18 protein-coding genes and 1 pseudogene are annotated in these 22,286 nt (G+C 73.1%); 6 read left to right on the top strand and 13 right to left on the bottom strand.

Annotated features, from left to right (window positions below; all coding sequences use genetic code 11):
- Window positions 1–228: 228 nt before the first annotated feature.
- On the top strand, window positions 229–1,191 hold the full coding sequence (locus AAW13_RS03515) for an SDR family NAD(P)-dependent oxidoreductase (RefSeq protein ID WP_071659410.1): 963 nt from the start codon (window positions 229–231) through the stop codon (window positions 1,189–1,191).
- A gap of 208 nt (window positions 1,192–1,399) precedes the next feature.
- Here AAW13_RS03515 and AAW13_RS03520 read toward each other — a convergent pair whose 3' ends face one another.
- The 3 genes from AAW13_RS03520 to AAW13_RS03530 all read right to left on the bottom strand — a co-directional run bounded on the left by AAW13_RS03520 (window position 1,400) and on the right by AAW13_RS03530 (window position 6,290).
- On the bottom strand, window positions 1,400–1,585 hold the full coding sequence (locus AAW13_RS03520; RefSeq protein ID WP_046733928.1) for a hypothetical protein: 186 nt from the start codon (window positions 1,583–1,585) through the stop codon (window positions 1,400–1,402).
- A gap of 110 nt (window positions 1,586–1,695) precedes the next feature.
- Complete coding sequence (locus tag AAW13_RS03525) at window positions 1,696–2,985, bottom strand: ROK family transcriptional regulator (RefSeq protein ID WP_046733929.1); 1,290 nt, start codon at window positions 2,983–2,985, stop codon at window positions 1,696–1,698.
- Between the two features lie 140 nt (window positions 2,986–3,125).
- Entirely contained in the window at window positions 3,126–6,290 is a 3,165-nt protein-coding gene (locus AAW13_RS03530; RefSeq protein WP_046733930.1) for a bifunctional cytochrome P450/NADPH--P450 reductase, read from the bottom strand.
- 190 nt (window positions 6,291–6,480) lie between these two features.
- On the opposite strand from AAW13_RS03530, the gene AAW13_RS03535 reads away from it, so the two are divergent.
- On the top strand, window positions 6,481–7,200 hold the full coding sequence (locus tag AAW13_RS03535; protein WP_046733931.1) for a PAS domain S-box protein: 720 nt from the start codon (window positions 6,481–6,483) through the stop codon (window positions 7,198–7,200).
- On the opposite strand, the pseudogene AAW13_RS03540 reads toward AAW13_RS03535, so the two are convergent.
- Window positions 7,188–8,054: pseudogene (locus AAW13_RS03540) on the bottom strand (DUF3626 domain-containing protein); the annotation flags it as partial. The gene AAW13_RS03535 and the pseudogene AAW13_RS03540 sit on opposite strands and share 13 nt — an antisense overlap.
- A gap of 314 nt (window positions 8,055–8,368) precedes the next feature.
- Here AAW13_RS03540 and AAW13_RS03545 point away from each other — a divergent pair.
- The 3 genes from AAW13_RS03545 to AAW13_RS03555 all read left to right on the top strand — a co-directional run bounded on the left by AAW13_RS03545 (window position 8,369) and on the right by AAW13_RS03555 (window position 12,200).
- Window positions 8,369–9,625, top strand: a complete 1,257-nt coding sequence (locus tag AAW13_RS03545) for an FUSC family protein (protein ID WP_206306139.1) — start codon at window positions 8,369–8,371, stop codon at window positions 9,623–9,625.
- Between the two features lie 187 nt (window positions 9,626–9,812).
- Window positions 9,813–10,877 carry a hypothetical protein gene (locus AAW13_RS03550; protein WP_071659413.1) on the top strand — a complete coding sequence of 355 codons (1,065 nt, stop codon included), beginning with the start codon at window positions 9,813–9,815 and terminating at the stop codon, window positions 10,875–10,877.
- Window positions 10,878–10,997: 120 nt separating this feature from the next.
- Complete coding sequence (locus AAW13_RS03555; protein WP_206306140.1) at window positions 10,998–12,200, top strand: lactonase family protein; 1,203 nt, start codon at window positions 10,998–11,000, stop codon at window positions 12,198–12,200.
- On the opposite strand, the gene AAW13_RS03560 is transcribed toward AAW13_RS03555, so the two are convergent.
- Together AAW13_RS03560 and AAW13_RS03565 are read right to left on the bottom strand one after the other, a co-directional pair.
- On the bottom strand, window positions 12,168–12,896 hold the full coding sequence (locus AAW13_RS03560; protein ID WP_046733932.1) for a DUF2470 domain-containing protein: 729 nt from the start codon (window positions 12,894–12,896) through the stop codon (window positions 12,168–12,170). The two genes, AAW13_RS03555 and AAW13_RS03560, sit on opposite strands and share 33 nt — an antisense overlap.
- 225 nt (window positions 12,897–13,121) lie before the next feature.
- Complete coding sequence (locus tag AAW13_RS03565; RefSeq protein WP_046733933.1) at window positions 13,122–13,727, bottom strand: TetR/AcrR family transcriptional regulator; 606 nt, start codon at window positions 13,725–13,727, stop codon at window positions 13,122–13,124.
- A 108-nt stretch (window positions 13,728–13,835) separates the two neighbouring features.
- Between AAW13_RS03565 and AAW13_RS03570 the strand changes: the two genes are divergently transcribed.
- Complete coding sequence (locus AAW13_RS03570; protein ID WP_046733934.1) at window positions 13,836–15,374, top strand: cytochrome P450; 1,539 nt, start codon at window positions 13,836–13,838, stop codon at window positions 15,372–15,374.
- Here the strand turns inward: AAW13_RS03570 and AAW13_RS03575 are convergent.
- From AAW13_RS03575 to AAW13_RS03605, 7 genes are all read right to left on the bottom strand, one after another.
- Window positions 15,333–16,172: a pentapeptide repeat-containing protein gene (locus AAW13_RS03575; protein WP_046733935.1), complete on the bottom strand. Its 840-nt coding sequence runs from the start codon at window positions 16,170–16,172 to the stop codon at window positions 15,333–15,335. The genes AAW13_RS03570 and AAW13_RS03575 overlap by 42 nt on opposite strands.
- Window positions 16,173–16,377: 205 nt before the next feature.
- A complete protein-coding gene (gene sigJ, locus AAW13_RS03580; protein WP_046733936.1) occupies window positions 16,378–17,274 on the bottom strand; it encodes an RNA polymerase sigma factor SigJ in 897 nt (298 codons plus the stop codon).
- A 56-nt stretch (window positions 17,275–17,330) separates the two neighbouring features.
- A complete protein-coding gene (locus AAW13_RS03585) occupies window positions 17,331–18,632 on the bottom strand; it encodes an alpha/beta fold hydrolase (protein WP_046733937.1) in 1,302 nt (433 codons plus the stop codon).
- Between the two features lie 97 nt (window positions 18,633–18,729).
- Window positions 18,730–19,752, bottom strand: a complete 1,023-nt coding sequence (locus tag AAW13_RS03590) for a LacI family DNA-binding transcriptional regulator (protein ID WP_071659411.1) — start codon at window positions 19,750–19,752, stop codon at window positions 18,730–18,732.
- Between the two features lie 111 nt (window positions 19,753–19,863).
- On the bottom strand, window positions 19,864–21,288 hold the full coding sequence (locus AAW13_RS03595) for a BNR repeat-containing protein (RefSeq protein WP_046734818.1): 1,425 nt from the start codon (window positions 21,286–21,288) through the stop codon (window positions 19,864–19,866).
- 28 nt (window positions 21,289–21,316) lie between these two features.
- On the bottom strand, window positions 21,317–21,637 hold the full coding sequence (locus AAW13_RS03600; protein WP_071659412.1) for an L-rhamnose mutarotase: 321 nt from the start codon (window positions 21,635–21,637) through the stop codon (window positions 21,317–21,319).
- Between the two features lie 17 nt (window positions 21,638–21,654).
- Window positions 21,655–22,286 (bottom strand): substrate-binding domain-containing protein (locus AAW13_RS03605; RefSeq protein ID WP_143144977.1); only part of this gene is annotated, 632 nt, incomplete at its 5' end.

The raw sequence follows: 22,286 nt of genomic DNA on the forward strand, positions 1-22,286 counted from the left end.
GTCCCCGGGCCTCACCTTCCGCCCACAGGGACGATCGTTCGGCTGAAGCCCTGTGGAGCATCTCGCCGAGAGGCGACCGCCGTCCGCGCCCACCATTGGCCGCCCCGGCCGCGAATCCCCCGTCGCGGCCGGGGCTTTCCGCTGTTCGGAGCCGGTTCGCGGACGCCCGTGGCGCGCGGCGGGTCGTCGCTTGACTTCGAGCGCACTCGAATTCGTAGCGTGCGGTCCATGAGCACTACGACTCCTCAGCACAAGATCGGTTCCGGCTTCGGCGCGCACAGCACGGCCGACGACGTCCTCGCGGGCCTGGACCTCGACGGCCGGCTCGCGATCGTCACCGGCGGCTACTCCGGGCTCGGCCTGGAGACCACCAAGGCCCTCAGCAAGGCGGGCGCCCGTGTCGTGGTGCCCGCGCGGCGCGCCGCGACCGCCCGCGAGGCGCTGGCCGGCCTGGAGCGGGTCGAGGTGGACGAGCTGGACCTCGGCGACCTGGACAGCGTGCGCGGCTTCGCCGAGCGGTTCCTGGCCTCCGGACGGACCGTCGACTTCATGATCGACAACGCCGGGATCATGGCCTGCCCGGAGACCCGGGTGGGGCCCGGCTGGGAGGCCCAGTTCGCCACCAACCACCTCGGGCACTTCGCGCTCGTCAACCGGCTCTGGCCGGCCCTGGCGCCCGGCGGCGCCCGGGTCGTGTCGGTCTCCTCGCGCGCCCACCACTTCTCCGGGATCCGCTGGGACGACGTCCAGTGGGAGCGCGGCTACGACAAGTGGGAGGCGTACGGCCAGGCCAAGACGGCCAACGTGCTGTTCGCGGTGCACCTGGACCGGCTCGGCCGGGATGCCGGCGTACGGGCCTTCGCACTGCACCCCGGCGGCATCATGACCCCGCTCCAGCGGCACATCCCCCGTGCGGAGATGGTCGAGCGCGGCTGGATCGACGAGCAGGGCACCGTGCTGAACCCGCAGGGCTTCAAGTCGCCCGCGCAGGGTGCGGCGACCCAGACCTGGGCGGCGACCTCCCCGCAGCTGGAGGGCATGGGCGGGGTGTACCTGGAGGACTGCGACATCGCCGAACCCGCCGTGGCGGGCGAACCGACCGGCGTGCGGGACTGGGCGGTCGACCGGGACCAGGCGGCCCGCCTGTGGGACCTCTCGGCCCGCCTCACCGGCGTGAACGCGTTCGCCTGAGACACCGTCCCGAGCCGCGGGAAGATGGCCGCACCCCCGAGACGACCGTCCTGAGCCGCGGGAACACGGCCGCACCCCCGAGACGACCGTCCTGAGCCGCGGGAACGTCGCCGCGCCCGAGACGCCGTCCGGAGCCAGGGGAACATGCCGCGTCCCTGAGGCGGCGGCCGGACCGCCGGGGCGGGGGCGTGGCTGTGGTCGCGGGTGGTCAGGCCGAGGGCTCGTCGGGGGGTGGGGCCTCGGGGTGCACCGCCCCCGAGCTCGGTGCACCCCTGAGTCCGGTGCCCGCCTCGTCCGTGTCGGGGACAGCGGTGTCGCCGGCCTCCTGGTCGGGGTCGTGGCCCTCGGCCGCCTCCCACGGGTCCCGGCCGGCACCGGCCTGCTGGTCCGGCATGTCGCGGGGCACCGGCCTGCCACTCTGCTGCTCTCCCACGGCGTACTCCCCTCACGGCGTCGTTCCGGGCGCCCGGCGAGTACCTCGGCCGGGCGCGGCGAAACGCCGGGTCAGCGCGGGGTCCGCTCCTCCAGCGCGGTGCGCCAGGCGGGGAGGCGGTGCTCGCTCACCGGTTCCGCGCGCCGCCCGCCCCGGCTGAAGAAGTCGGCGAGGGGCAGGATGGCAGCGCCGACGGTGACCGCGTCCGGACCGAGCCGGCCCAGGTCGATGGTGACCTGCTCGGCCGGGTGGCGCAGCGCGTACGTGGTCGCGTACCGGCGTACGGCGGGCAGGAAGCGGGCGCCGAGCTGGAGGCCTGCCCAGCCGCCGATCAGGATCCGCTCCGGCTGGAAGAGGTTGATCAGGTCGGAGAGGCCGGCGCCCAGGTACTCCGCGGTCTCCTCCAGGACGGCGAGCGCGACCGGGTCGGGCTCGGTGCCCTCGGGCGGGTAGGCGGCGGCCAGCATCGCGGTGAGCGCGGTCTCCTCGTCGGTGCCCTCGGCGGGCCGGCCGCCCTCCTCGCGCCAGCGGGCGAGCAGCGACTCGGCGCCGGCGTACGCCTCCAGGCAGCCGAGCGCGCCGCAACGGCACCGGCGGCCCCGCACCCGTACCGTCAGATGCCCCCACTCCACCGCCCGGCCGTGCTCCACCTCGGCGGAGACCAGGCAGGCGCCGACGCCGGAGCCGAACAGCACCACGACCGCGTTGTCCGCGCCGCGTCCGGCTCCGAACCACATCTCGGCCTGGCCCAGGGTCTTGGCGCCGTTGTCGATGAAGTAGCGCACGGAATCGGGGAGTTGACTGCCGGAGCGGAGCAACTCCTCCAACGGTACGGCGTCCCAGCCGATGGTCTGGCCGTGCACGACGGCGCCCCGGTCCGCGGTGTGCTCCACGATGCCGGGGACACCGACCCCGACGCCGAGCAGCAGTTCGGGCGAGGCTCCCTCGGTGGCGAGCACCTCGGCGATGCCGTCCCGGATGTGGCCGACGATCACCTCGACGTCGTAGCCCTGCTGCTCCAGGGGGCGCTCGGCACGGGCGAGTTCGGTGAGGGTGAGGTCGAACAGCTCGACGCGGACCCTGGTCTCACCGACGTCCACGCCGATCATGTGGCCGCTGTGCGGGGCCACGCGGAGCAGCGTGCGGGGGCGGCCGCCGTCGGAGTCGACGCTGCCGGCCTCCTCCACCAGGCCGTCCGCGACCAGGTCGGCGACCACGTTGCTCACCGAGCCCGAGCTCAGACCGGTGGCCGGGCCGAGCTCGAAGCGGCTGAGCGGGCCGTCGAAATAGAGACGCTGTAGTACGGCCGTGCGGTTGGCCCTCCTGAGGTCGCGTACCGTGCGCCCGTTCCGCCCCGCCATGTGGCTCCGCTCCCTTCACGAACCCTGCCCGACCTGCAACATACTCCTTCGGGGGGTGAGAAAGCGATATTTTCCCAACCCTTAGTTCACGATGTGAGCTAAGGGATTCGGGAACCATGGGCCCAGGGGGTGCGGTGCGATCAGGACGAGGCGTACACATCCTCCACGTAACGGCCCTCCCGCACCAGGGAGTTCAGCCATTCCTCGGCGTCTCCTCCCGGTGTGCGGTCGCGGTACATCGTACGGAACGCCTCCCGGACCCCGGGGGCCATCCGGCCGCCGTCGCCGCAGACGTACACCTTCGCGCCCGCTGCCAGCAGGGCCCACACCTCGTCGGCCTCGGCTGTGACCCGGTGCTGGACGAAGGTGCCCGCCGTGCTGAAGGCCGGGCGCACCGAGACGGCACCGGCGGCCTCCGCCGTGCGCAGTTCCCCGGCGTGCAGGAAGTCCTCGTCGGGCGCGTCGCAGCCGAAGTAGCAGAGCGCGGGCGGGAGTCCGGTGCCCGAGGCGAGGGCCGCCGTACGGTCGGCGACGGCGCCCCGGAAGGGGGCCAGGCCGGTGCCCGCGGCGATCATGACCACCGGGACGGTGTGGTCGACCCGGAAGGCCTCCCGGCAGGGCTGGACGCGGGCGAGCAGGGTGTCGCCGGGGCGGAGCGACGTCAGGTGGCCGGAGCCCGTGCCCCGGTAGCGGCCCGCGCCGGACCTGGCGGGGGCGTCCAGGAGGGAGATCATCAGCTCGGCGTGGCGGGGGTCGGCGGCCGGGGACGAGGAGATCGAGTAGTGGCGCGGCTTCAGCGGGGTCAGGAGGTCCAGGAGGCGGGGCCAGTCGAGGGCGCCGCGCAGGGCCGGGTGGCCCTCGAGGATCTCGACCAGGGTGCGCGGGTCGCCATCCTCCGAGGCCAGGGCGGCCAGGGCGGCCCGCTCCGGCGGGCAGGGGTTGGCGTCGGAGAGCAGGGACAGCTGCTCGGCGTTCGGGCGCTCCTGCAACTCGACGTGCCGGGTGAGCAGTTCACGCACCGTCAGCGGCCGGTCGACCGCCAGGCCGTCGCGTCGGGGGCGGGTGGAGCGGATGTCGAGGACGGTTTCCGGATCGACGCCGAGAGCGGTGGCGGCGCGCGTGACGAGGGCCGGGTCGTTGGCGGGGAGCACGGTCAGGTGGTCGGCGGTGCGGTAGGTGACGCCGGCGGGCAGGGCCACGCGCAGGAAACGCTTGGTGCGGGGGTGCCCGGCGGCGGTGAGGTCGTAGGCCTCGGTGACGGTCATCGGGACGAGTCCGTGGCGTTCGGCGAGGGCGTCGAGGGGACCGCCGGTCAGGGCCCGGACCTGGTACGCGGTGGTGGGCTCCGGGGCCGCCGAGGGGGTGGCGTCGGGGTCGCCGTACCGCTCCAGCAGGGCGGTGCGCAGCCCGGCGGTGAAGTCGCGGACCGTGCCGGTCAGGTCGCCGGAGGCGTCGGCGGCGGCGCGGCCGGTGAGGCGGGTGGCGCCGAGTTCGGCCAGTCGGGTGTCGATCCGGGTCGGGACGTGCTGGTAGGTGGCGGCCCAGTTGCGGTCGCCGACGCCGAGCACCGCGTAGGTCACGCCGGTGAGGTCGGGGGTGCTGTCGAGCCAGGCGGCGAAGGCGGTGGCGTCGTCGGTGGGACGCCCGTTGTAGGAGGCGGCGGTGATGACCACCGGCCGGTCGGTGGGCAGCCCGGCGGCGTACGCGTCCAGCGCCGCCACCTCGGTGTCGCAGCCGATGCCGGCCGCCTCGTCGGCGAGCCGGGCGGCGAAGTCCCGGCAGGTGCCGTAGTTGCTGCCGTGCAGCAGGAGGGCGCCGGTGCCGGTGCGGACCCGGGCCGGGAGGGCGGCCGTCGGCCGCGGGTCCTGGACGGCCGCCGGCCGGGCACCGGGCAACGGCGGGTGGAGGCGGTCGGCTGGGGTGCGCGGGGCGAGGGTCAGGGTGAAGCCCTCGGGCTTGAGGGTGAGGGTCTCCTTGACCGTGAGCGCGTACCGGTCGTGGTCCTGGATCCGGTAGCGGTGCACCAGCATGGCCAGCAGCATGGTTGCCTCGTGCAGGGCGAACTGCCTTCCGATGCAAGCGCGTTCACCGGTGCCGAAGGGCTTGAAGGCGTGCACCGGGCGGGCCGCCTCGGCCTCCGGGGTGAACCGGGAGGGGTCGAAGAGCTCGGGGTTGTCACCCCAGACCGGCTGCCGGTGCAGCATCGGCGCGAGCACCGTGACGGACTGGCCGGCCGTCAGCGGCACCCGTCCGCCGAGCAGGGTGTCGTCGAGGGCGTGCCGGCTGAACGCGGCGGCGGTCGGCCACAGCCGCAGTGCCTCGTTGAGCACCTGCCGGGTGTAGGTGAGGCGGCCGACCTCGTCGTAGCCGGGCTCCGGGTCCGGCGTGTCGCCCCAGAGCGCGTCCGTCTCGCGCTGTACGAGCCGGAGCGCGGTGGGGTGCTTGGCCAGGTAGTACAGGGCGAAGGACATCGCGCCGGAGGTGGTCTCGTGGCCGGCGATGAGGAAGGTGATGACCTGGTTGCGGATGTTGGCCCGGTCCAGGGTGGTGCCGTCGTCGGGGTGCCGGGCGGACAGCATCAGGCCGAGCAGGTCCTCCGCCGTGCTCTGGTCGGTGCCGGTGCGGGAGGCGATGACGTCGTCCACGACCTGGGCGAGGTGGTCGGCGTCGGCCCGGAAGGCGGCGTCGGCCGCCGAGTGGTCGGTGCCGGGCCTGCGGGCCAGGCGGGTCATGCTCCACTCCAGGCAGCGGACCATGGACTCGACGAAGGGGTGGGGTTCGGTGCGCTCGAAGGAGCCGAAGTCGTAGCCGAAGCCGGCGAGGCCGATGGTGTCGAGGGTCATCCGGGTCATGTCGTCCGGTACGTCCACCGGCCGGCCGTCGCGGGCGGCCCGGTCCCAGGACGCGATCAGCCGGCGGGCGACCCTCAGCATCACCGGGTGGTAGGTGCGCATCGAGCCGAGCGCGAAGGCGGGCATCAGGATGTCGTGCGCCTTGGCCCAGTTGGGCTCGTCGTTGTAGGCGGTGAACAGTCCGTCGGCGGCGAACGCGCGGACGTTCTCCAGGGCGGGCCCGACGTGCTTGGCGAACCGCTGCTCGTCAGCGAGGTCGGCGACCAGGTCGGTGTCGGCGACGAACAGGGTGTCCCGTCCGTGCAGCCGACGTACCAGCACTGGGCCGTGCTCCCGCATCAGGCCCATGACCTGCTGGATCGGGGTGCGGCCCGGTCCGGTGGCGGTGATGTCCACGACGGGGACGCCGGTCAGGGGCTCAGCGGTGCCGGGGTGCTGCGCGGTGGGGGGCATGGCGCGACAACTGCCTTTCGCGGTACGGAAGTCCTGCGTTCCAGCGTGGTCCTCGGGGACCGCGGCGCGACGCCGTCGCACTACACGAACGTGCAGTCGGAAATCACCTCCGGGCCTTGCGCGGCGCCGGTGAAGTTGCCTCTGACCTGGCTGGTCGCCTTGGATGAGGGCGAGAGGAGCGGTGGTGGGCATGGCGACGGGCGGGCTCGACGGCGTGGTGTGGCGCAACCGCGCCCTGACCCTGTTCGACCGGGTGGCGGTTCCGGTCGCGGTGTGCGACGTGTACGGGCTGGTGGTGCTGGCCAACCCGGCGATGGCCGCCGAGTGCGGTACGACTCCGGGGCGGCTGCGCGGCCGGGACGTGCTGGACCTGTTCCGGCCGCAGGAGGAGGCCCAGGTGGAGCGGATCGCCGAGGCGCTGCGGCTGCGGCACCGCTCGCGCTACCAGGTGTCGGTACGGTGGCGGGCGCCCGACGGGGCCGAGCGGTACGGGGAGTTGACGGCTGATCCGGTGAGCGAGTCCGTGGGCGAGACGCCGTCACTGCTGGTGATGCTGCGGGTGGCCGGCGAGCGCACGGCGTCCGGGACGGAGCCCGCCCCGGTCAGCCCGGTCGAGGGCCGGGTCCTGGCGCTGCTGGCCCGGGGCGCCACCACCGCCCAGGCCGCCCGCGAGCTGGGCCTGACCCGGGACGGCGTCACCTACCACCTGCGCCGGCTGTCGGCCCGCTGGGCCGCGGCCAACCGCACCGAACTGGTGGCCCGCGCCTACGCCTTGGGCGTACTGAGTCCGGGCGTCTGGCCACCGGCCCCGGCCGGTTCGCGACCCTCGACCGAGTCGCGGGCACCGGCCGAGTCGCGGACCACGGCCGAGTCGCGACCCTCGACCGAGTCGCGGGCCGTGGCCGAGTAGGCCGTGCCCGCGCCCTCCGGAGCGCCGAAGCGGGCCAGGGTGTGCCACACCATCTTCAGATCCTGGATCGCGTACCGGCCGGTGCGGGCCGCGTCGCCGATGATCCGTGGGTCGACCACGCCCTGCTCGGCGATCCGGGCACCGAGTTCGGCGTACTCCGGGCCCCGGTAGTCGCCGTGGCGGCGCAGCTCCGGCACGGTGAGCCGGTAGCCGGGGTGCCATTCGACCGGGAACGGCAGCCGGCGGGCGGCCGACTCCACGTCGGTGCCCCGGTAGGCGGCGTCCAGGACCAGGGCCTCCACGTCCCGGTCCAGCCGGACCCCGCCGTGCACCTGGGCCTCGATGTAGTCGTTCAGCGCGTCCTGCTCGTCGGCCTCGGCCAGGGCGAGCAGGTGCGTGCCGGCGGCGACTCCGAAGTCCGTCGGCTCGGCCGCGCTGTCGGGGTAGCAGAAGGTGGCCCGGTCCAGGGCCGGACCGGTCAGCCTCAGGTGCGCGGAGCCGAACCGCGGAGCGGCGCCGACGACCTGCCGGCGGAAGTTCAGCGCGCCGTACACGGGCCGCTCGGCCGGCGCGGCGTCGTCGTAGCGGCCGCCGAAGATCCGGCTCTCCCAGCGCCAGCGATCGCCGCCCGGGTGCGCGGTGAGCCCGCCGTTGCCGGTACCCGTGACGAACTGCGAGTGGTAGACGCCGTCGCGGGCCAGCGCCCGGAGGAGCGGCCGGCCGGCGGACAGCCGGTCGGGGTGGAAGTTCAGGGTGATCCGCAGACCGGGGTCCAGGACCGGTCCCGAGGACAGCGCGGCCACATGGCGCAGCGCCGCCACGGCCCGCCCCGACCCGACCTCCGCGAACCCCATCAGATCGCCCTCCCCACCGCTGAACCCCCGCCGTCCGCCGACCGTATCCGATCACCTTCAGCCGGGTCGTGCCGATTTCGGAGACGGCACGGGGGTGGCCGCCGGGGGGCGGATTTCCGGTGTGGGGGTGGGTGGAGGCGGGGGTTCCAGTGTGGGAGCGGTGCGGGCGCGGCAAGTCCTGCGGTGGTCGGCCCCCGGGGGCCCGGTCTCCGGACACCCTCCGTAATCCGCTCTGGTCATCCAGCCACTAGCGCGCGTGAGTGATCTGCGGAGAATACGTTCGACGTGTCGTGCGAGTGGGAACAGGCCAAGGGATGCAAGACGTACAGAAGTGGGCCGAGAGCCTGCCGCGAGTGCTGCGGCGGCATCGGGACCCGGTGGTCGTCCAGACGCTGCGATCGGCCACCGCGGCCACGATCGCCTACGTCGTCGCGCTCCGCCTGAGTCCGGAACCGGCGCCCCTCACCGCCCCCCTGACCGCGCTGCTGGTCGTGCAGGTCACCCTCTACGCCACGCTGACCAACGGTTTCCGCCGGGTGAACGCCGTGGTGGCCGGTGTGCTGGTCGCCATCGCCTTCAGCCAGTTGGTCGGGCTGACCTGGTGGAGCCTCGCGCTGCTGATCGTGGCCTCGCTGGGGGTGGGGCACCTGGTGCGCGTCGACGAGTACATCCCCGAGGTGGCGATCAGCGCCATGCTGGTGCTCGGGGTCACCACGATCAGCAGTACGGCCTGGGCGCGGATCGTGGAGACCCTGATCGGCGCGGTCGTCGGCATGGCCTGCAACCTGCTGCTCCCACCCCCGGTGTGGGTGGACGAGGCCGGTGAGTCCATCGAGGGGCTGGCCCGCCGGCTGCGGCAGCTGATGCTGCGCATGGGCGACGAGGCGGCGGAACTCACCCCGTGGCAGCGGGCCGCCGAACGGCTGCACGAGGCCCGTCGGCTCGACCACGCGATCGTGGAGGTGGACGCGGCGCTGCGGCAGGCCGAGGACAGTCTGCGGCTCAATCCACGGGTCAGGGAGGGCCTGCTGCACCGGGTGGTGCTGCGCACCGGCCTGGACACCCTGGAGATCTGCACGGTCGTGCTGCGTGTGCTGGCCCGGACCTTCACCGACCTGGCCAAGGCGCGTGAACCCGAACCGCTGTTCGCGTCGGACGCGGGGGTGGTCGTGGAGCAGTTGCTGTCCCAGATCGCCGACGCCGTGGTCAGCTTCGCGGTGCTGGTGACGACCAGCATCAGCGAGAACGCGGAGTCGGCCGAGGCCCGGCTGGCCGCCGAGCTGCACACCGCGACGGGCACCCGTGACAAGCTCGCCGAACTGCTCCGGGACGAGATCCGCACCGACGACCGCGACTGGCAGCTGCTCGGTGCCGTGCTGACCGAGGTGAACCGGATGATCGACGAGCTGGACACCGAGCACCGCACCCGACGGCTGCTGGAGGAGCTGGACCGGGTCTCCAGCGAGCAGCGCGCCAAGCGGCCGCCGTGGCTGACCTGGCTGCGGGAGCGGGTGGGCGTGCCGGAGCAGCTGCGCCGGAACCGGGGCGGGGGCCCGGGGCGTTCTCTGTGAAGGACGGGAAGGCACGGGACCGGGATGCACTGGCCGGGAAGGCACGGCGCGGGATGTGCTGGACGGGAAGGTACGCGACGGGAATGTGCGCGACGGGAAGGCACGGGACGGGAAGGTGCGCGACGGGAAGGCACGGGACGGGAAGGTGCGCGACGGGAATGTGCGGGACGGGGAAGGGGGCACGCCGATGACCGACACGGCGGTGCGGATCGTCGGGAACACGCTGCGGCTGCCCGGCGGCGCGGCGGTGCGGTTCGTCCGCACGCTGCGGCTGCCGGAGACGGGCACGCACGCGCTGCCGCCGGGGCTCGGCGAGTTCCCGGTCCGGCGGGTGGCGGACTACCCGGACACGGCTCCCGCCGAGTGGCGGGCGCGGGGCGGTGTGATGCTGCCGGTGTATCTGCGCGAGGCGATGTGGCTGAGCTTCGCGGGTTCGGCGCGGCCGACGGCGCTTCAGGTCGGCGTGGGCAAGGTGTGCGCGGTGTCCGGCAAGCCGTGGAGCGACCGGCTCTCGCAGCGGCCGCAGAACTATCTGGTACTCCCCCGGCAGCCGTGGCTGGACGGCATCAACTCCGGGAACGGCACGGTCCGCCAGTTCGTTTCGGTGCCGCTCGGTCTGGGCGCGACGGTCGAGGGGCAGGTGACCGGCGAGGAGGTGTGGGGCGGGGTGCAGCTCCAGTCCTTCCCGCTGTCCGAGGAGGCGCTCGCCGAGCACCACCGGCAGGAGCGGTTGCGGCGGGAGCGGCTGGGCCGGCAGCGGATGCGCGGTTCACGGTCGGCCGGCGGGTTCGGCGCGGCACCGCCGATGATGTCCGCGGCCCCCGCGGCCCCCGCGGCGTCCGCGGCGCCCGCGCCCGGCGCCGCGCCCTCCCCGAGGATGGGTCTCGGCGTCGGCGGCTCGATGCGCCAGGAGGTCTACGAGGACGACCGGCCGCTGCGGGACTGGTCCGAGACCCCGGCCGGCCGGGTCTTCGTGCACCTGGTCACGCCCCCCGAGTGGCGCCGCGTCACGGGCGAGGCGCCCCCGCCGTCGCCGGTGGACCGGGCTGCCTACACCCGCGCGGGACTGCCCTGGTACGACTACTACGACGAGGACGCCCGGGATCTGGCTCCCACCGACGCCCTGGAGGCGGTGAAGCCGGTCGGCGACTGGCTCGGTGAGGACCTGGAACCCTGGCAGCAGCCGTCCCCGGAGCAGGTGATCCCGTTGAAGGACCCGCCGGGCAAGCCGGTGGAGGACGGCGACTGGTAGCCCCTGACACCCGATCGCATTGCGGCATGCGCAACGCTCGTTGCCGTTCTTGCGTCAGGCCGCCGGTACACGTCAAGGTTGCCGTGACGACCGAGGCGACCGACGACCTGAGGTGCGGGCATGGGCAGTGGTACGGAAGTGACGGGCGGCGGCTGGAGCAGGCGCCGGTTCGTCGGCGCGCTGGCGGGCGCCGCGGCGGTGGTGGCGGTCCCGGCACCGGCCGCGCCGCCCGCGGATGCGCCCCGCACCGCACCGCGGCCGGCGGCGAAGTCCCCGGCGAAACCGGCTTCCGGTCCCCGCCGGCTCTACCTCGGCACCTACACCTCGGTGGCCGGCGGCGGCACCGGCATCGGCCTCGCCGACTACGACCCGGCGACCGGCGAGATCACCGGCACCGGCACGCTCACCGGCGTCACCGACCCGTCGTACCTGGCCGTCCACCCGGACGGGCGCACGCTGTACGCCGTGAACGAGCACGCGGCCGGGAGCGTCACCGCAGTCCGGCTCGCGGACCGGAAGGTCCTCGGCAGCCGCGGCACGGGCGGGGCGGGCCCCTGCCATCTCTCGGTGCATCCCACCGGCCGCTGGCTGCTGAGCGCCAACTACACCTCGGGCAGCGTGGCCGTGCACCCGATCGACGCCACGGGTGCCCTCGGTGAGCGCACGGCGCTGGTCACGCACTCCAGCCCGGCGCCCGGACCCGGCCAGCAGGGCCCGCACGCCCACCAGTTCGTCACCAGCCCGGACGGCGGTCACGTCCTCGCCGTCGACCTCGGCACGGACACCGTCTACACCTACCGCCTCGACCTCGCGAAGGGCACCCTCACCGAGCTCTCGCAGGCACACACCAAACCGGGGGCGGGTCCGCGCCATCTGACGTTCCACCCGGGCGGGCGGTACGCGTACCTGGCCGACGAGGTGGACGACACGGTCACCGTGTGCGGGTACGACCCGGCCACCGGAAGGCTCACCGTCGGCGAGCCGCAGTCCACCGGCAGCAGGGCGGGCACCACCAACTACCCGGCCCAGATCCTGGTCACCGCGGACGGCTCCTACGCCTACCTCGCCAACCGCGGCGACAACACGCTGGCCAGGTACCAGATCGAGGCCGACGGGGCCCGGTTGCGGCTGCTGGACACGGTGCCGGTGCACGGGGACTTCCCCCGGCAGATCGCCTTCTCCCCGGACGGCGGGCTGCTGTTCGCCGCCAACCAGCGGTCCGGCACCGTGAGCGTCTTCACCGTCGACGCGGCCGACGGTGAACTCCGGCTCGCCGGCGAGCCGTTCGCGTCACCGGTCGCCGTCTGCGCGCTGCCGCTGTAGCGACCGCGGGCAGGACGCGGCGGCGGCCTGGGCCAGCAGGACGTGCACCCGCTCGGCGAGTTCGGCGACGCCGTCGGCGGGCGCGTGGAAGGTGAGCCGTACGTCGCCGTGGGCGCGGGCGCGTTCGATGCGCAGGGTCAGCCCGTGCCGGTCGACGGCCAGAGGCTGGACGCGGGTGGCGGCGTGCAGGCTCTCCGGCTCGACGAGCCGGGTGAGCCGCTCGACGGCGTCCGGGTGGGCGTCGGCGAGGTGGGTCAGCAGACCGGCCTCGGCGCCGGCCAGCGGGTCGGGGCGCGCGGCGGCGAACTCGTCGAGGTCGACGACCACCGCGCCGGAGGGCCGGCGCAGCACCACCCGGGTGGGGTGGAAGACGAGGTGCTCGTCGATGGGGGCGAACCAGCCCGCCATCCAGAGCCGGGCCCGGATCCGGCCCCGCACCGGGACGGGCGCGACGTCGGCGAACTCCAGCACCGCGGCCGGCTCGCCGCGCGGGGCGCAGATCGCCGCCGTGAGCAGGGCGCTGTCCTCGGGCACGTGCAGCAGCACCCGGCCGTCGTCGGCGACGGCGTGCGCGCCGACGAACTCCTCGCGCCCACCGTCCGCGGTCACCATGCACGACCACGCGACGGCGAGCAGGGACCGGGCCTGCTCCGCCGCACCGGGTCCGGCCGCCCAGGCTGCCTGTTCGTCACCCATCCCGAAACCTCCTTAGGTAAGCCTCACCTAACCTATCGAAGATCCAGGGGTACGCCAAGCACACGGCGCGTCACGCGCACGACGGACAAGGGCAAGGAAGCCGACCGCGGGGGGCAGGGCACAAGGATCAGGGCGCGAGGGCCAAGGCGCGGGATCAGGACGCGGGATCAGGACGCGAGGGCCAAGAGGGCGCAAGGTCAGGGCGCGAGGGTCAGGGCGCGAGGGTCAGGAGAGGACGCCCAGCAGGGCCCGCGCGCAGAGGTCCCGCACCTGCTCCCGCGTCAGTTCCTCGGTGCGCAGCCACTCCAGGCAGACGTGCGTGGTGAAGGCGAGCCAGCCGCGCACCGCGAGGCGGGTGTCGGGGCGCCGGTCGAGAGCGGGACCGAACTCCGGGTCCGCGGCCAGGGCGGCGAGGATCTGACGCTCCTGCGCGGCCTGCGCCCGCCGGTAGACCCGGCGCACGGCCTGGTCCCCGGAGGCCTCGGCGCGGTGGAAGGCGCGGAAGCCGTGGGCGTGCCCGTGGACGTACTCGAGGTAGACGTCGAGACCGGCGGTGAGCTGCTCGCGGGCGGGGACACCGGGCTCGGCCGCCGTCATCCGCAGCATCCGCTCACTCTCTCGCTCCACCACGGCCGCGAAGAAATCATGCTTCGTCGGAAAATAGTGGTACAGCAGCCCCCGGGAGACACCCGCGATCTCGGCGACCTGCTCGATCCACACGTCGGCGTACGGGCTCTCGGAGAAGAGCCTGGCCCCGACCGAGAGGAGTTGCTCACGGCGCTCCGCGGTGCTCAGTCTGCGGCGGCTGCGCTCACCCTGGTTCGCGACCATGTCCGCACTTTACTTGACGCCGGTTCAACAACGGGTCGAGACTGAAAGCGCTTATTGAACCCACGTACAACTAGCTCAACCTGCCGCAGCATCGAGGGAGATCGCGTCATGGCGGAGACGGTCACGCAGCCGGGGGCGGGGGCGGACGGCCCGCTGCCGAAGGGGTTCCGGGGCGCCGAGCAGGGCTGGCCCGAACTGCACCGGATACCGCACCCGCCGCGTCGGCTGCCGCTCCTCGGCGACGTCCTGGGCGTCGACCGGCGCACCCCCGTGCAGGACTCGATGCGGCTGGCCGGGCAGCTGGGCCCGGTCTTCCGGCGCAAGGCGTTCGGCAACGAGTTCGTGTTCGTGTGGGGCGCCGCGCTCGCCGCCGACATGGCCGACGAGTCCCGGTTCGCCAAGCACGTCGGCCTGGGCGTCGCCAACCTGCGCCCGGTCGCCGGGGACGGACTGTTCACGGCGTACAACCACGAGCCGAACTGGCAGCTCGCGCACGACGTCCTCGCCCCAGGGTTCAGCCGGGAGGCGATGGAGGGCTACCACGCGATGATGGTGTCGGTGGCGGGCCGGCTGACCGACCACTGGGACCGGGAGGAGGCGGCCGGGCGCTGGGTGGACGTGCCCGGGGACATGACCAAGCTGACCCTGGAGACGATCGCGCGCACCGGGTTCGGGCACGACTTCGGGTCGTTCGAACGGGACCGGCCGCATCCCTTCGTGACCGCGATGATCGGCACGCTCACCTACGCCCAGCGCCTCAACAGCGTGCCCTCTCCGCTGGCCCCGCTGCTGCTGCGGCAGGCCTCCCGGCGCAACGCGGCCGACATCGGCTTCCTCAACCGCACGGTCGACGAGCTGGTCGCCGAGCGGCGCCGCACCGGCCGCGGGGAGGGCGACCTGCTGGACCGGATGCTGGAGACGGCCCACCCGGAGACGGGCGAGCGGCTGTCCGCCGAGAACGTCCGCCGCCAGGTGATCACCTTCCTGGTGGCCGGCCACGAGACCACCTCGGGCGCCCTCTCCTTCGCCCTGCACTACCTCGCCCTGCATCCCGGTGTCGCCGCCCGGGCCGCCGCCGAAGTGGACCGGGTCTGGGGCGACACCCCCGCGCCGGGCTACGACCAGGTGGCCAAGCTGCGCTATCTGCGCCGGGTCCTCGACGAGTCGCTGCGGCTGTGGCCGACCGCCCCCGCCTTCGCCCGTGAGGCCCGCCGGGACACCGTGCTCGCCGGCGACCATCCGATGCGCCGGGGCGGCTGGGCGCTGGTCCTGACCCCGATGCTGCACCGCGACCCGGAGGTGTGGGGCCCGGACGCCGACCGCTTCGACCCGGACCGTTTCGAGGCGAAGGCCGCCCGGGGCCGGGCCCCGCACACCTTCAAGCCGTTCGGAACGGGCGCCCGCGCCTGCATCGGCCGCCAGTTCGCCCTGCACGAGGCGACCCTGGTCCTCGGTCTGCTGCTGCGCCGCTACGACCTGACGGCCGACCCCGGCTACCGGCTGACGGTGACCGAACGGCTGACGCTCATGCCGGAGAAGCTGCGGCTGCGACTCGAACGGCGCCGCCCCGCACCGGCACCGGTGCGGGTGGCGGACATGTCCGGCTCAGCGGACGGCGGCTGTCCAGTGCACGGGACGGGTGACTGACTCCGGCAGCCGGGTCCCGGCGCTCCCCCGCGCCGCGTCGACCTGCGGCTGGGTCAGGAAGAACGCACCCGTCAGATCCGCGCCGGTGAGGTCGGCGTCCCGCAGGTCGGCCCCGATCAGGTCCGTGTCGCGCAGGTCGGCGCCGGTGAGGTCGGCGGCGATCAGGTAGGCCCCGCGCAGGCTCGCGCCCCGCAGGTCGGCGCCCCTGAGCCGGGCTCCCATCAGATCCGCGCCCCGGCGGTCCTTCGTCCGGCCCCGGCTCCGGACGCCCGCGCGGGCCAGCTCACTGGCGCGCAGCAACAGCGCGTTGACGGCCTGCCGGTGGGCGGCCACGTCCAGGGCGGCGAGTTCCGCGGGCGTGCCGAGGGCGAGCGCCTCGGTCCTCTCCAGCAGCGCCCCGAGCTCGGCGTGCACGGGACGTGCGGCGGGCAGGGCGAGCGCGGCCGTCAGATACCACAGCAGTTCGTGCAGCTGTCGTACGACGGGGAAGGCGTCCACCATCCGGCGGGCGTGCTCCGGGGAGCCGGTGCGCCAGTCCTGGCCGCCGAAGGTCACCTGGGAGACCCGCTGGCCCGCGCCGAAGCAGTCGTAGACCGTGCAGCCGGCGAACCCGCGCCCGCGCAGCTCGGTGTGGATCCGGCAGCGGTGGTCACCGCCGAGGTTCCGGCAGGGCGTCCCTGCGGGTTTGGTGACCGCGAAGTCGGCCGAGGCGGTGAACGGCAGGGCGACACAGCACAGGCCGAAGCAGCGGGAGCAGTCTCCGCGCAGCCGCGACGGTTCGGATATCTGTTCTTGCATCGGTCCAGCCTACGGACCTGCGAGGACTTCGACCTCCGCGTTTCTCAGGCGGGCCGCGGCCGCGCCGGGCGGCCGGCCGAACCGCCGCCGGTACTCGCGGCCGAACCGGGAGGCGCGGCCCGCTGCTGACCGGGCCGCGCCGTCCGGGACCCCGTCCCGTCCGGGCCCCCCGTCCCGTCCGCCCCTCCCGTCCGTCAGTCGTCCGTCAGTCGTCCTCGGCGGTGAACTCCAGGCGGGCCAGGCGTTCCGGGTCGGCGAGGATGTACATCCCGGTGATCCGGCCGTCGACGACGGTCACCGCCATGACCGAACGTGGGCCGTCGGCGGGCGTGTTGACCATGCCCACCGTGTCGTTGACCAGGGCGAGCCGGGCCGTCCCGGCGAACTGCCGGAAGGTGAAGGCCTGTTCGGCAACCGACCGGGACCCGCGCACCAGCTTGGAGGCGGCGGCGCCCCGCACCAGGGCGCCCGAGTCGACGCGCAGCACCACGTCCGGGTGGAGCAGGGCGACCAGCGCCTCGAAGTCCCCGCCCCGGGAGGCGGCCAGGAAGGCGTCCAGGACCCGGCGCTGCCGGCCCAGGTCGGGGTCGGCCGACGGGGTGGCGCCCCGCACCCGGCGGCGGGCCCGGCTGGCCAGCTGCCTGGTCGCCGCCGGACTGCGCTCCACGATCGGGGCGATGTCGTCGAAGGGCACCGTGAACATGTCGTGCAGGACGAACGTCAGCCGCTCGGCGGGTTCCAGCGTCTCCAGGACGATCAGCAGGGCGAGCCCGACGGAGTCGGCCTCAAGCACCTCCTGTTCCGGGTCGATGGTCGAGAGCGGCCTGATCACCGGGTCCGGCACGAAGGTCTCGTCCATCGGCTGCTCGCGGCGCGCGGTCCGGGAGCGCAGCATGTCGAGGCAGACCCGGCCGACCACCGTGGTCAGCCAGCCGCCGAGGTTCCGGATCTCGTCCGGGTCGGTGCGGCCGAGCCTGAACCACGCCTCCTGGACGGCGTCCTCGGCCTCGGTGAGCGAGCCGAGCATCCGGTAGGCCACCGCGCGCAGGTGGTCGCGGTGCTCCTCGAAGCGGCCGGCCAGCAGTTCCGTGTCCATGGTCATGTCCCCCGTGTCTCCCGTGTCGGCCGAACGGTTCCCCGCGCCCCTTCGGGAGTGTTTCAGGCCTCGTCCCGTGCCAGGGCCAGCAGCCGGTCCAGCACCCGCGGTGCCCCGGCGCGCAGTCCGTCGTGCTCGAACTCGTCGGTGACCCAGGTGCGCAGGCCCCGCACGGCACGCGCGGTCCGCAGGGAGTGCACGGCGTCGACGTACATGTCGTCGTGGTAGACGGCGGCGACGACCGGCACCTCGTTGACGGCGAGGCGGGCCGGGTCGTACAGCGGCTGCCAGTCGGTGCGGGCGGCGAGCAGGTCCGCGGCCTCCTTCAGCGACCGCAGCGACGGGTCGGTCTCGAACACCCACGGGTGCACGGTCTCCCCGGTGAACAGCACCGGGGTGTCGCCCGCGAGCGCCTTCGCGGCGTCGAACTGCGGGAACTCGGCGCGCACCCGCTCGGCCGCCCAGGCGGTGGGGCGGGCGCCCTGACCGTAGACGGGCTCGTGGATCAGCGCGTACAGCGGGTTGGCCGCGTACGACAGGAGGCCCTGGACCTGTTCCTGGAAGGCGTCGGAGAGCTCGGCACCGGCCGGGGTGCGGACGAACGCTTCCTCCAGGAGGAAGTGCAGGCGGTGGCTGCCGTCGCTCATGCCCAGCATCAGGCCGAGGGACTGGAAGGCCTCGACGGTGAGCCGGTAGCCGTTCGGCAGCACGGTCTCACGGTCGAGGAGGTGCTCGGCGATCCGGCGGACCCGCTCGACGTCCATCGGATAGCGGTCGTAGTGCGCGGCGACCTTGCGCTCGATGCGCGGGTAGGCGGCCCGGTAGACGTCGTCGGCGTGCGCGTCGAGGGAGGGCAGACCGCCGGTGATCACGGAGGTCTCCAGCCCCTCGGGGAAGAACGACAGGTAGGTCAGGGTGCAGAAGCCGCCGAAGCTCTGGCCGAGGGTCGTCCAGGGGGCGCCGCCGGTGAGCTGCGGGCGGATCGTCTCGCAGTCCCGGACGATCGAGTCGGCACGGAAACGGGCCAGGTGGTCGGCCTGCGCGGCCGGGCCGCCGCGCAGCGGGAGGGTCTGCCGGTTGACCGGGGTGGAGCGGCCGGTGCCGCGCTGGTCGAGGAGGAGGACGCGGTACTCCTGAAGAGCCCGGTCGAGCCACGCCTGTCGCCCGACGAAACGATTCGCCCCGAAACCGGGCCCGCCCTGGAGGTACAGCAGCCAGGGCAGCTCCTGGTCCGCCTTGTCGCTCGCGACCGCCTCCCGCGCGTAGAGCTCGATGGTCTCGCCACCGGGGTCGGCGTGGTCCAGCGGGACGGTGAAGTGGCGGTCGGTGAGGACGACGCCGGGCTGGCGGTAGCTGAGGCTCAACGGTTCTCCCGGGACGGACGGACGGTCGCGTCCCAGTTCAGCACACGTCCGGGGGTGGGCCGCCCCCGGGATCATGCAATCGTTACTGAATCTCCGATCAGCGGGCGCCGAGGCTGGAACGGCGGACCACGAGTTCCGGCTGGAGCACCACCCGGCGGTGCTCGTGTGTCGCGGCCGTGCGCTGCTCGGTCTCCTCCAGCAGGAGACCGGCGGCCATGGCGCCCATGGTGACGGCGGGCTGGCGTACGGAGGTCAGGGGGACGGCGGCCGCGGCGGCGAACTCGATGTCGTCGTAGCCGACGATGGCCAGGTCGTCGGGGACGACGACGCCGGCCGCGTACATGGCCTGGAGGACGCCGAGGGCGAGCAGGTCGTTGGCGCAGAAGACGGCGGTGGGCCGGTCGGCGAGGCCGAGCAGGCGGGCGCCGGCGTCCCGTCCGGCGGCCACGTCCTGACGCTCGGTGGGCAGTTCGCGCAGCGCGTCGGGGCCGAGTCCGGCCTCGGCGAGGGCGTTCAGGGCGCCGGTGCGGCGGTCGCGCACCTGGTTGAGGCCGGGGGGTCCGCTGACGTACGCGATGGAGCGGTGACCGGCGTCCACGAGATGACGGACGGCCAGCGCGCCGCCCGCCACGTCGTCCACGCTGACGGAGCACTCGGTGGTGCCCTCGGCGACCCGGTCGACCAGCACGAAGGGGGTGCCGCTGCGGCGGAAGGCGTTGATGTTGCGGCTGGTGGCGTCCGTGGGGGTGAGCAGGACACCGCGGACCCGCTGTTCGGCGAAGAGCGAGAGGTACTCCGCCTCCTCGCCGATGTCATGGTCGCTGTTGCAGACCATCACGCCGAGTCCGGCGTCCCGTGCCGCCCGCTCGGCGCCGCGGGCCACGTCCACGAAGAAGGGGTTGCCCATGTCGAGGACGAGCAGCCCCATGATCCGGCTGCGGCCCGCGCGCAGCTGGCGCGCGGACTCGCTGCGGACGTAGCCGAGCCGCTCTATCACGGACAGCACCCGGGCCCGCGTCTCGCCGGCGACGGTGTCCGGGCGGTTGATGACGTTGGAGACCGTGCCGACCGAGACTCCGGCGGCGCGGGCGACGTCCTTGATACCCACCGACGGGGCCATCGGGCGGAGACCTCCAGGGACATACGGGCGGCGGGAAACCCTTCACACCTGGCGGGACGACCACCACGCGAAGGGCTTCACATTACGACATGACTCGCGCACGGAGCCGGGTCAGGCGGGCAGGGCGAAATCGACGACATGGAGCGCCGAGGGTGTCGTACCGCTCGACGTCTCCTGATACATGAAGGACAGCACGCCGTCCGCCTTGACCCGCAGTTCGTCGATCACGACCTCGCCGAAGGCGTTGAGGTCGCTCCCGTCGTACAGCAGTGCCCAGTCGGTGTACCCGGAGGATCTGGACGCACCGGCGATCCGGCCGTAGGGGAACACCGCGTAGGCGTTGTCGTACTTGTCCAGGACCAGTTTGGTGCGCTGGCTGGAGTCGAGTGCGACGGGGATCTCCGTCTTCTGCCAGGTGCCTGCGGAGTTCTTGCGGACGTGGAAGGCACGGCCGTTGGCGGTGCGGTCGCTGACGTAGTTCGTCGTGCACTGCCCGAAACGGCCGGGGACATAGCTGATGATCGCGTGCGGGAGGCCGGCGGAGTCCGTCCACTGGCTCTCCTGGTTCATCAGGGAGTGGTCGGGGTTGAGGGAGTCGACGACCAGACCGGAGTCGGTGACGGCGACGGTGTCCGAGGTGCCGGTGGTGGCGACCAGGGCGCCCGCGTCGTTGCGCCAGGTGCGGCCGCGGTCGGTGGAGTAGACGTAGCCGGTGTCGTGGTTGGTGATGCCGCCGCTGTTGCACATCACGGACGCCGACTGCTCACGCCAGGTGAAGAACGCGTGCAGCCGTCCGCCGGCGTCGTAGTCGATGCCGTGCAGGTACATGTTGCGGGCGGTGCTGGAGCCGTGCGTGCTGGTGTACGTACCGGTGGAGCTGGTCCACTCCCCCAGCGCGGTCCAGCTCGAACCGTCGTACTCCGCGAGGGCGTTGCGGCCGTTGCCGGAGATCCCGACCCGGTAGCTGAGCTGGAGCCTGCCCTCGGGCGTGGCGATGAACTGCGGGTAGGTGAACTGCGTGGTGAGCGCCAGCCCGTCGAGGGACGTCTGGACGGCGCCGAAGACGGCCGAGGTCCAGGAAGTGGAGCCGGGGGCGTCGAGCAGCCCGGCGACCGACTTCACGTAGAAGAAGCCGTCGCTGTGGGAGTCCATGTTGATGTGGAGGCGGCCGTCGACCTTCGACACGCCCATGGAGATGACGTTGTGGGAATCGCTGGACTTGAGCTGGTGGGCGAGGGTGACGGTCGACCAGGAGGAACCTCCGAGCACCCGGCGGCCGATCACCGCGGAGCCGGTCGAGGTGTACCAGGCCGCGTACTGGTAGCCCTTGTACGTGAACAGGCCGTTCTTCTGGAAGGAGTTGTTGTTGACCAGCCCGTCGTAGGAGACGAAGAAGATCGCCTGGGCGTCGAGTCGCGTGCTCTGCTTCTTGTTCACCGACGGTCCGGGGTCGGCCGCGCGGGCGGTGCCGGCGGCGAGGGCGGGGGTGGCCACGGCTCCGAGGAGGGCGGCACCGAGCACGGTACGTCTTTTCACGAGCGGCTCCTGAGGGGACGGAGGTGCGTCAGGCGAGGTGGAACACTTCGGTGAGGGGTTTCATGGCCTCGTCGGGGCGGGTGCCGTCGAGGGCTTCGAAGAGGGGGCCCATCTCGGTCTGCCAGCGGGTGTTGACGTCGGTGGCCTCCATGCCGGCGCGGGCGGCGGTGAAGTCCTCGGTCTCCAGGTAGCCGACGAGGAGGCCGTCGTCGCGGAGGAAGAGTGTGTAGTTGTGCCAGCCGGTGGCCGAGAGCGCGGCGCGCATCTCGGGCCACACGGCGGCGTGGCGTTCGCGGTACTCGGCGATGCGGTCCTGGCGTACTTTGAGGAGGAAACAGACGCGCTGCATGAAGTACCGCTTTCGTGTCAGAAGTTGAACTGGTCGATGTTCTTGGCGTTGAAGACGGTGGGCTTGCCGAGGTTGATCACGCCGTCCTTGCCGATGGTGTAGGTGGTGTCGCCGGCCTTGAAGGTCTCGCCTTCCTTGCCGGTGATCTGTCCGGAGGCGAGGGCGACGGCGGTGCGGGCGGCGAGGTCGCCGAGCTTGGCCGGGTCCCACAGTTCGAAGGCGTCGACGGTGCCGTTCTTGACGTACTGGCGCATGTCGTTGGGGGTGCCGAGGCCGGTGAGCTTGACCTTGCCCTTGTACTTGGAGCCGGACAGGTACTGGGCGGCGGCCTTGATGCCGACGGTGGTCGGGGAGATGATCCCCTTGAGGTCGGGGTACTGCTGGAGCAGGCCCTGGGTCTGCTGGAAGGAGGCCTGGGCGTCGTCGTTGCCGTAGGCGACCTTGACGAGCTTGATGTTCTTGTACTTGGGGTCCTTCAGCTCGTCCTTCATGAACCCGATCCAGGTGTTCTGGTTCGTGGCGGTCTGGGCGGCGGACAGGACGGCGATCTCGCCCTTGTAGCCGATCTGCTCGGCGAGCAGCTGCACCTCGGTGCGGCCGAGGTCCTCGGCGGACGCCTGCGACACGAACGCGTTGCGGCAGCCCGCGT

The sequence above is a fragment of the Streptomyces humi genome, from assembly GCF_001005085.2.
Lineage (GTDB): Bacteria > Actinomycetota > Actinomycetes > Streptomycetales > Streptomycetaceae > Streptomyces > Streptomyces humi.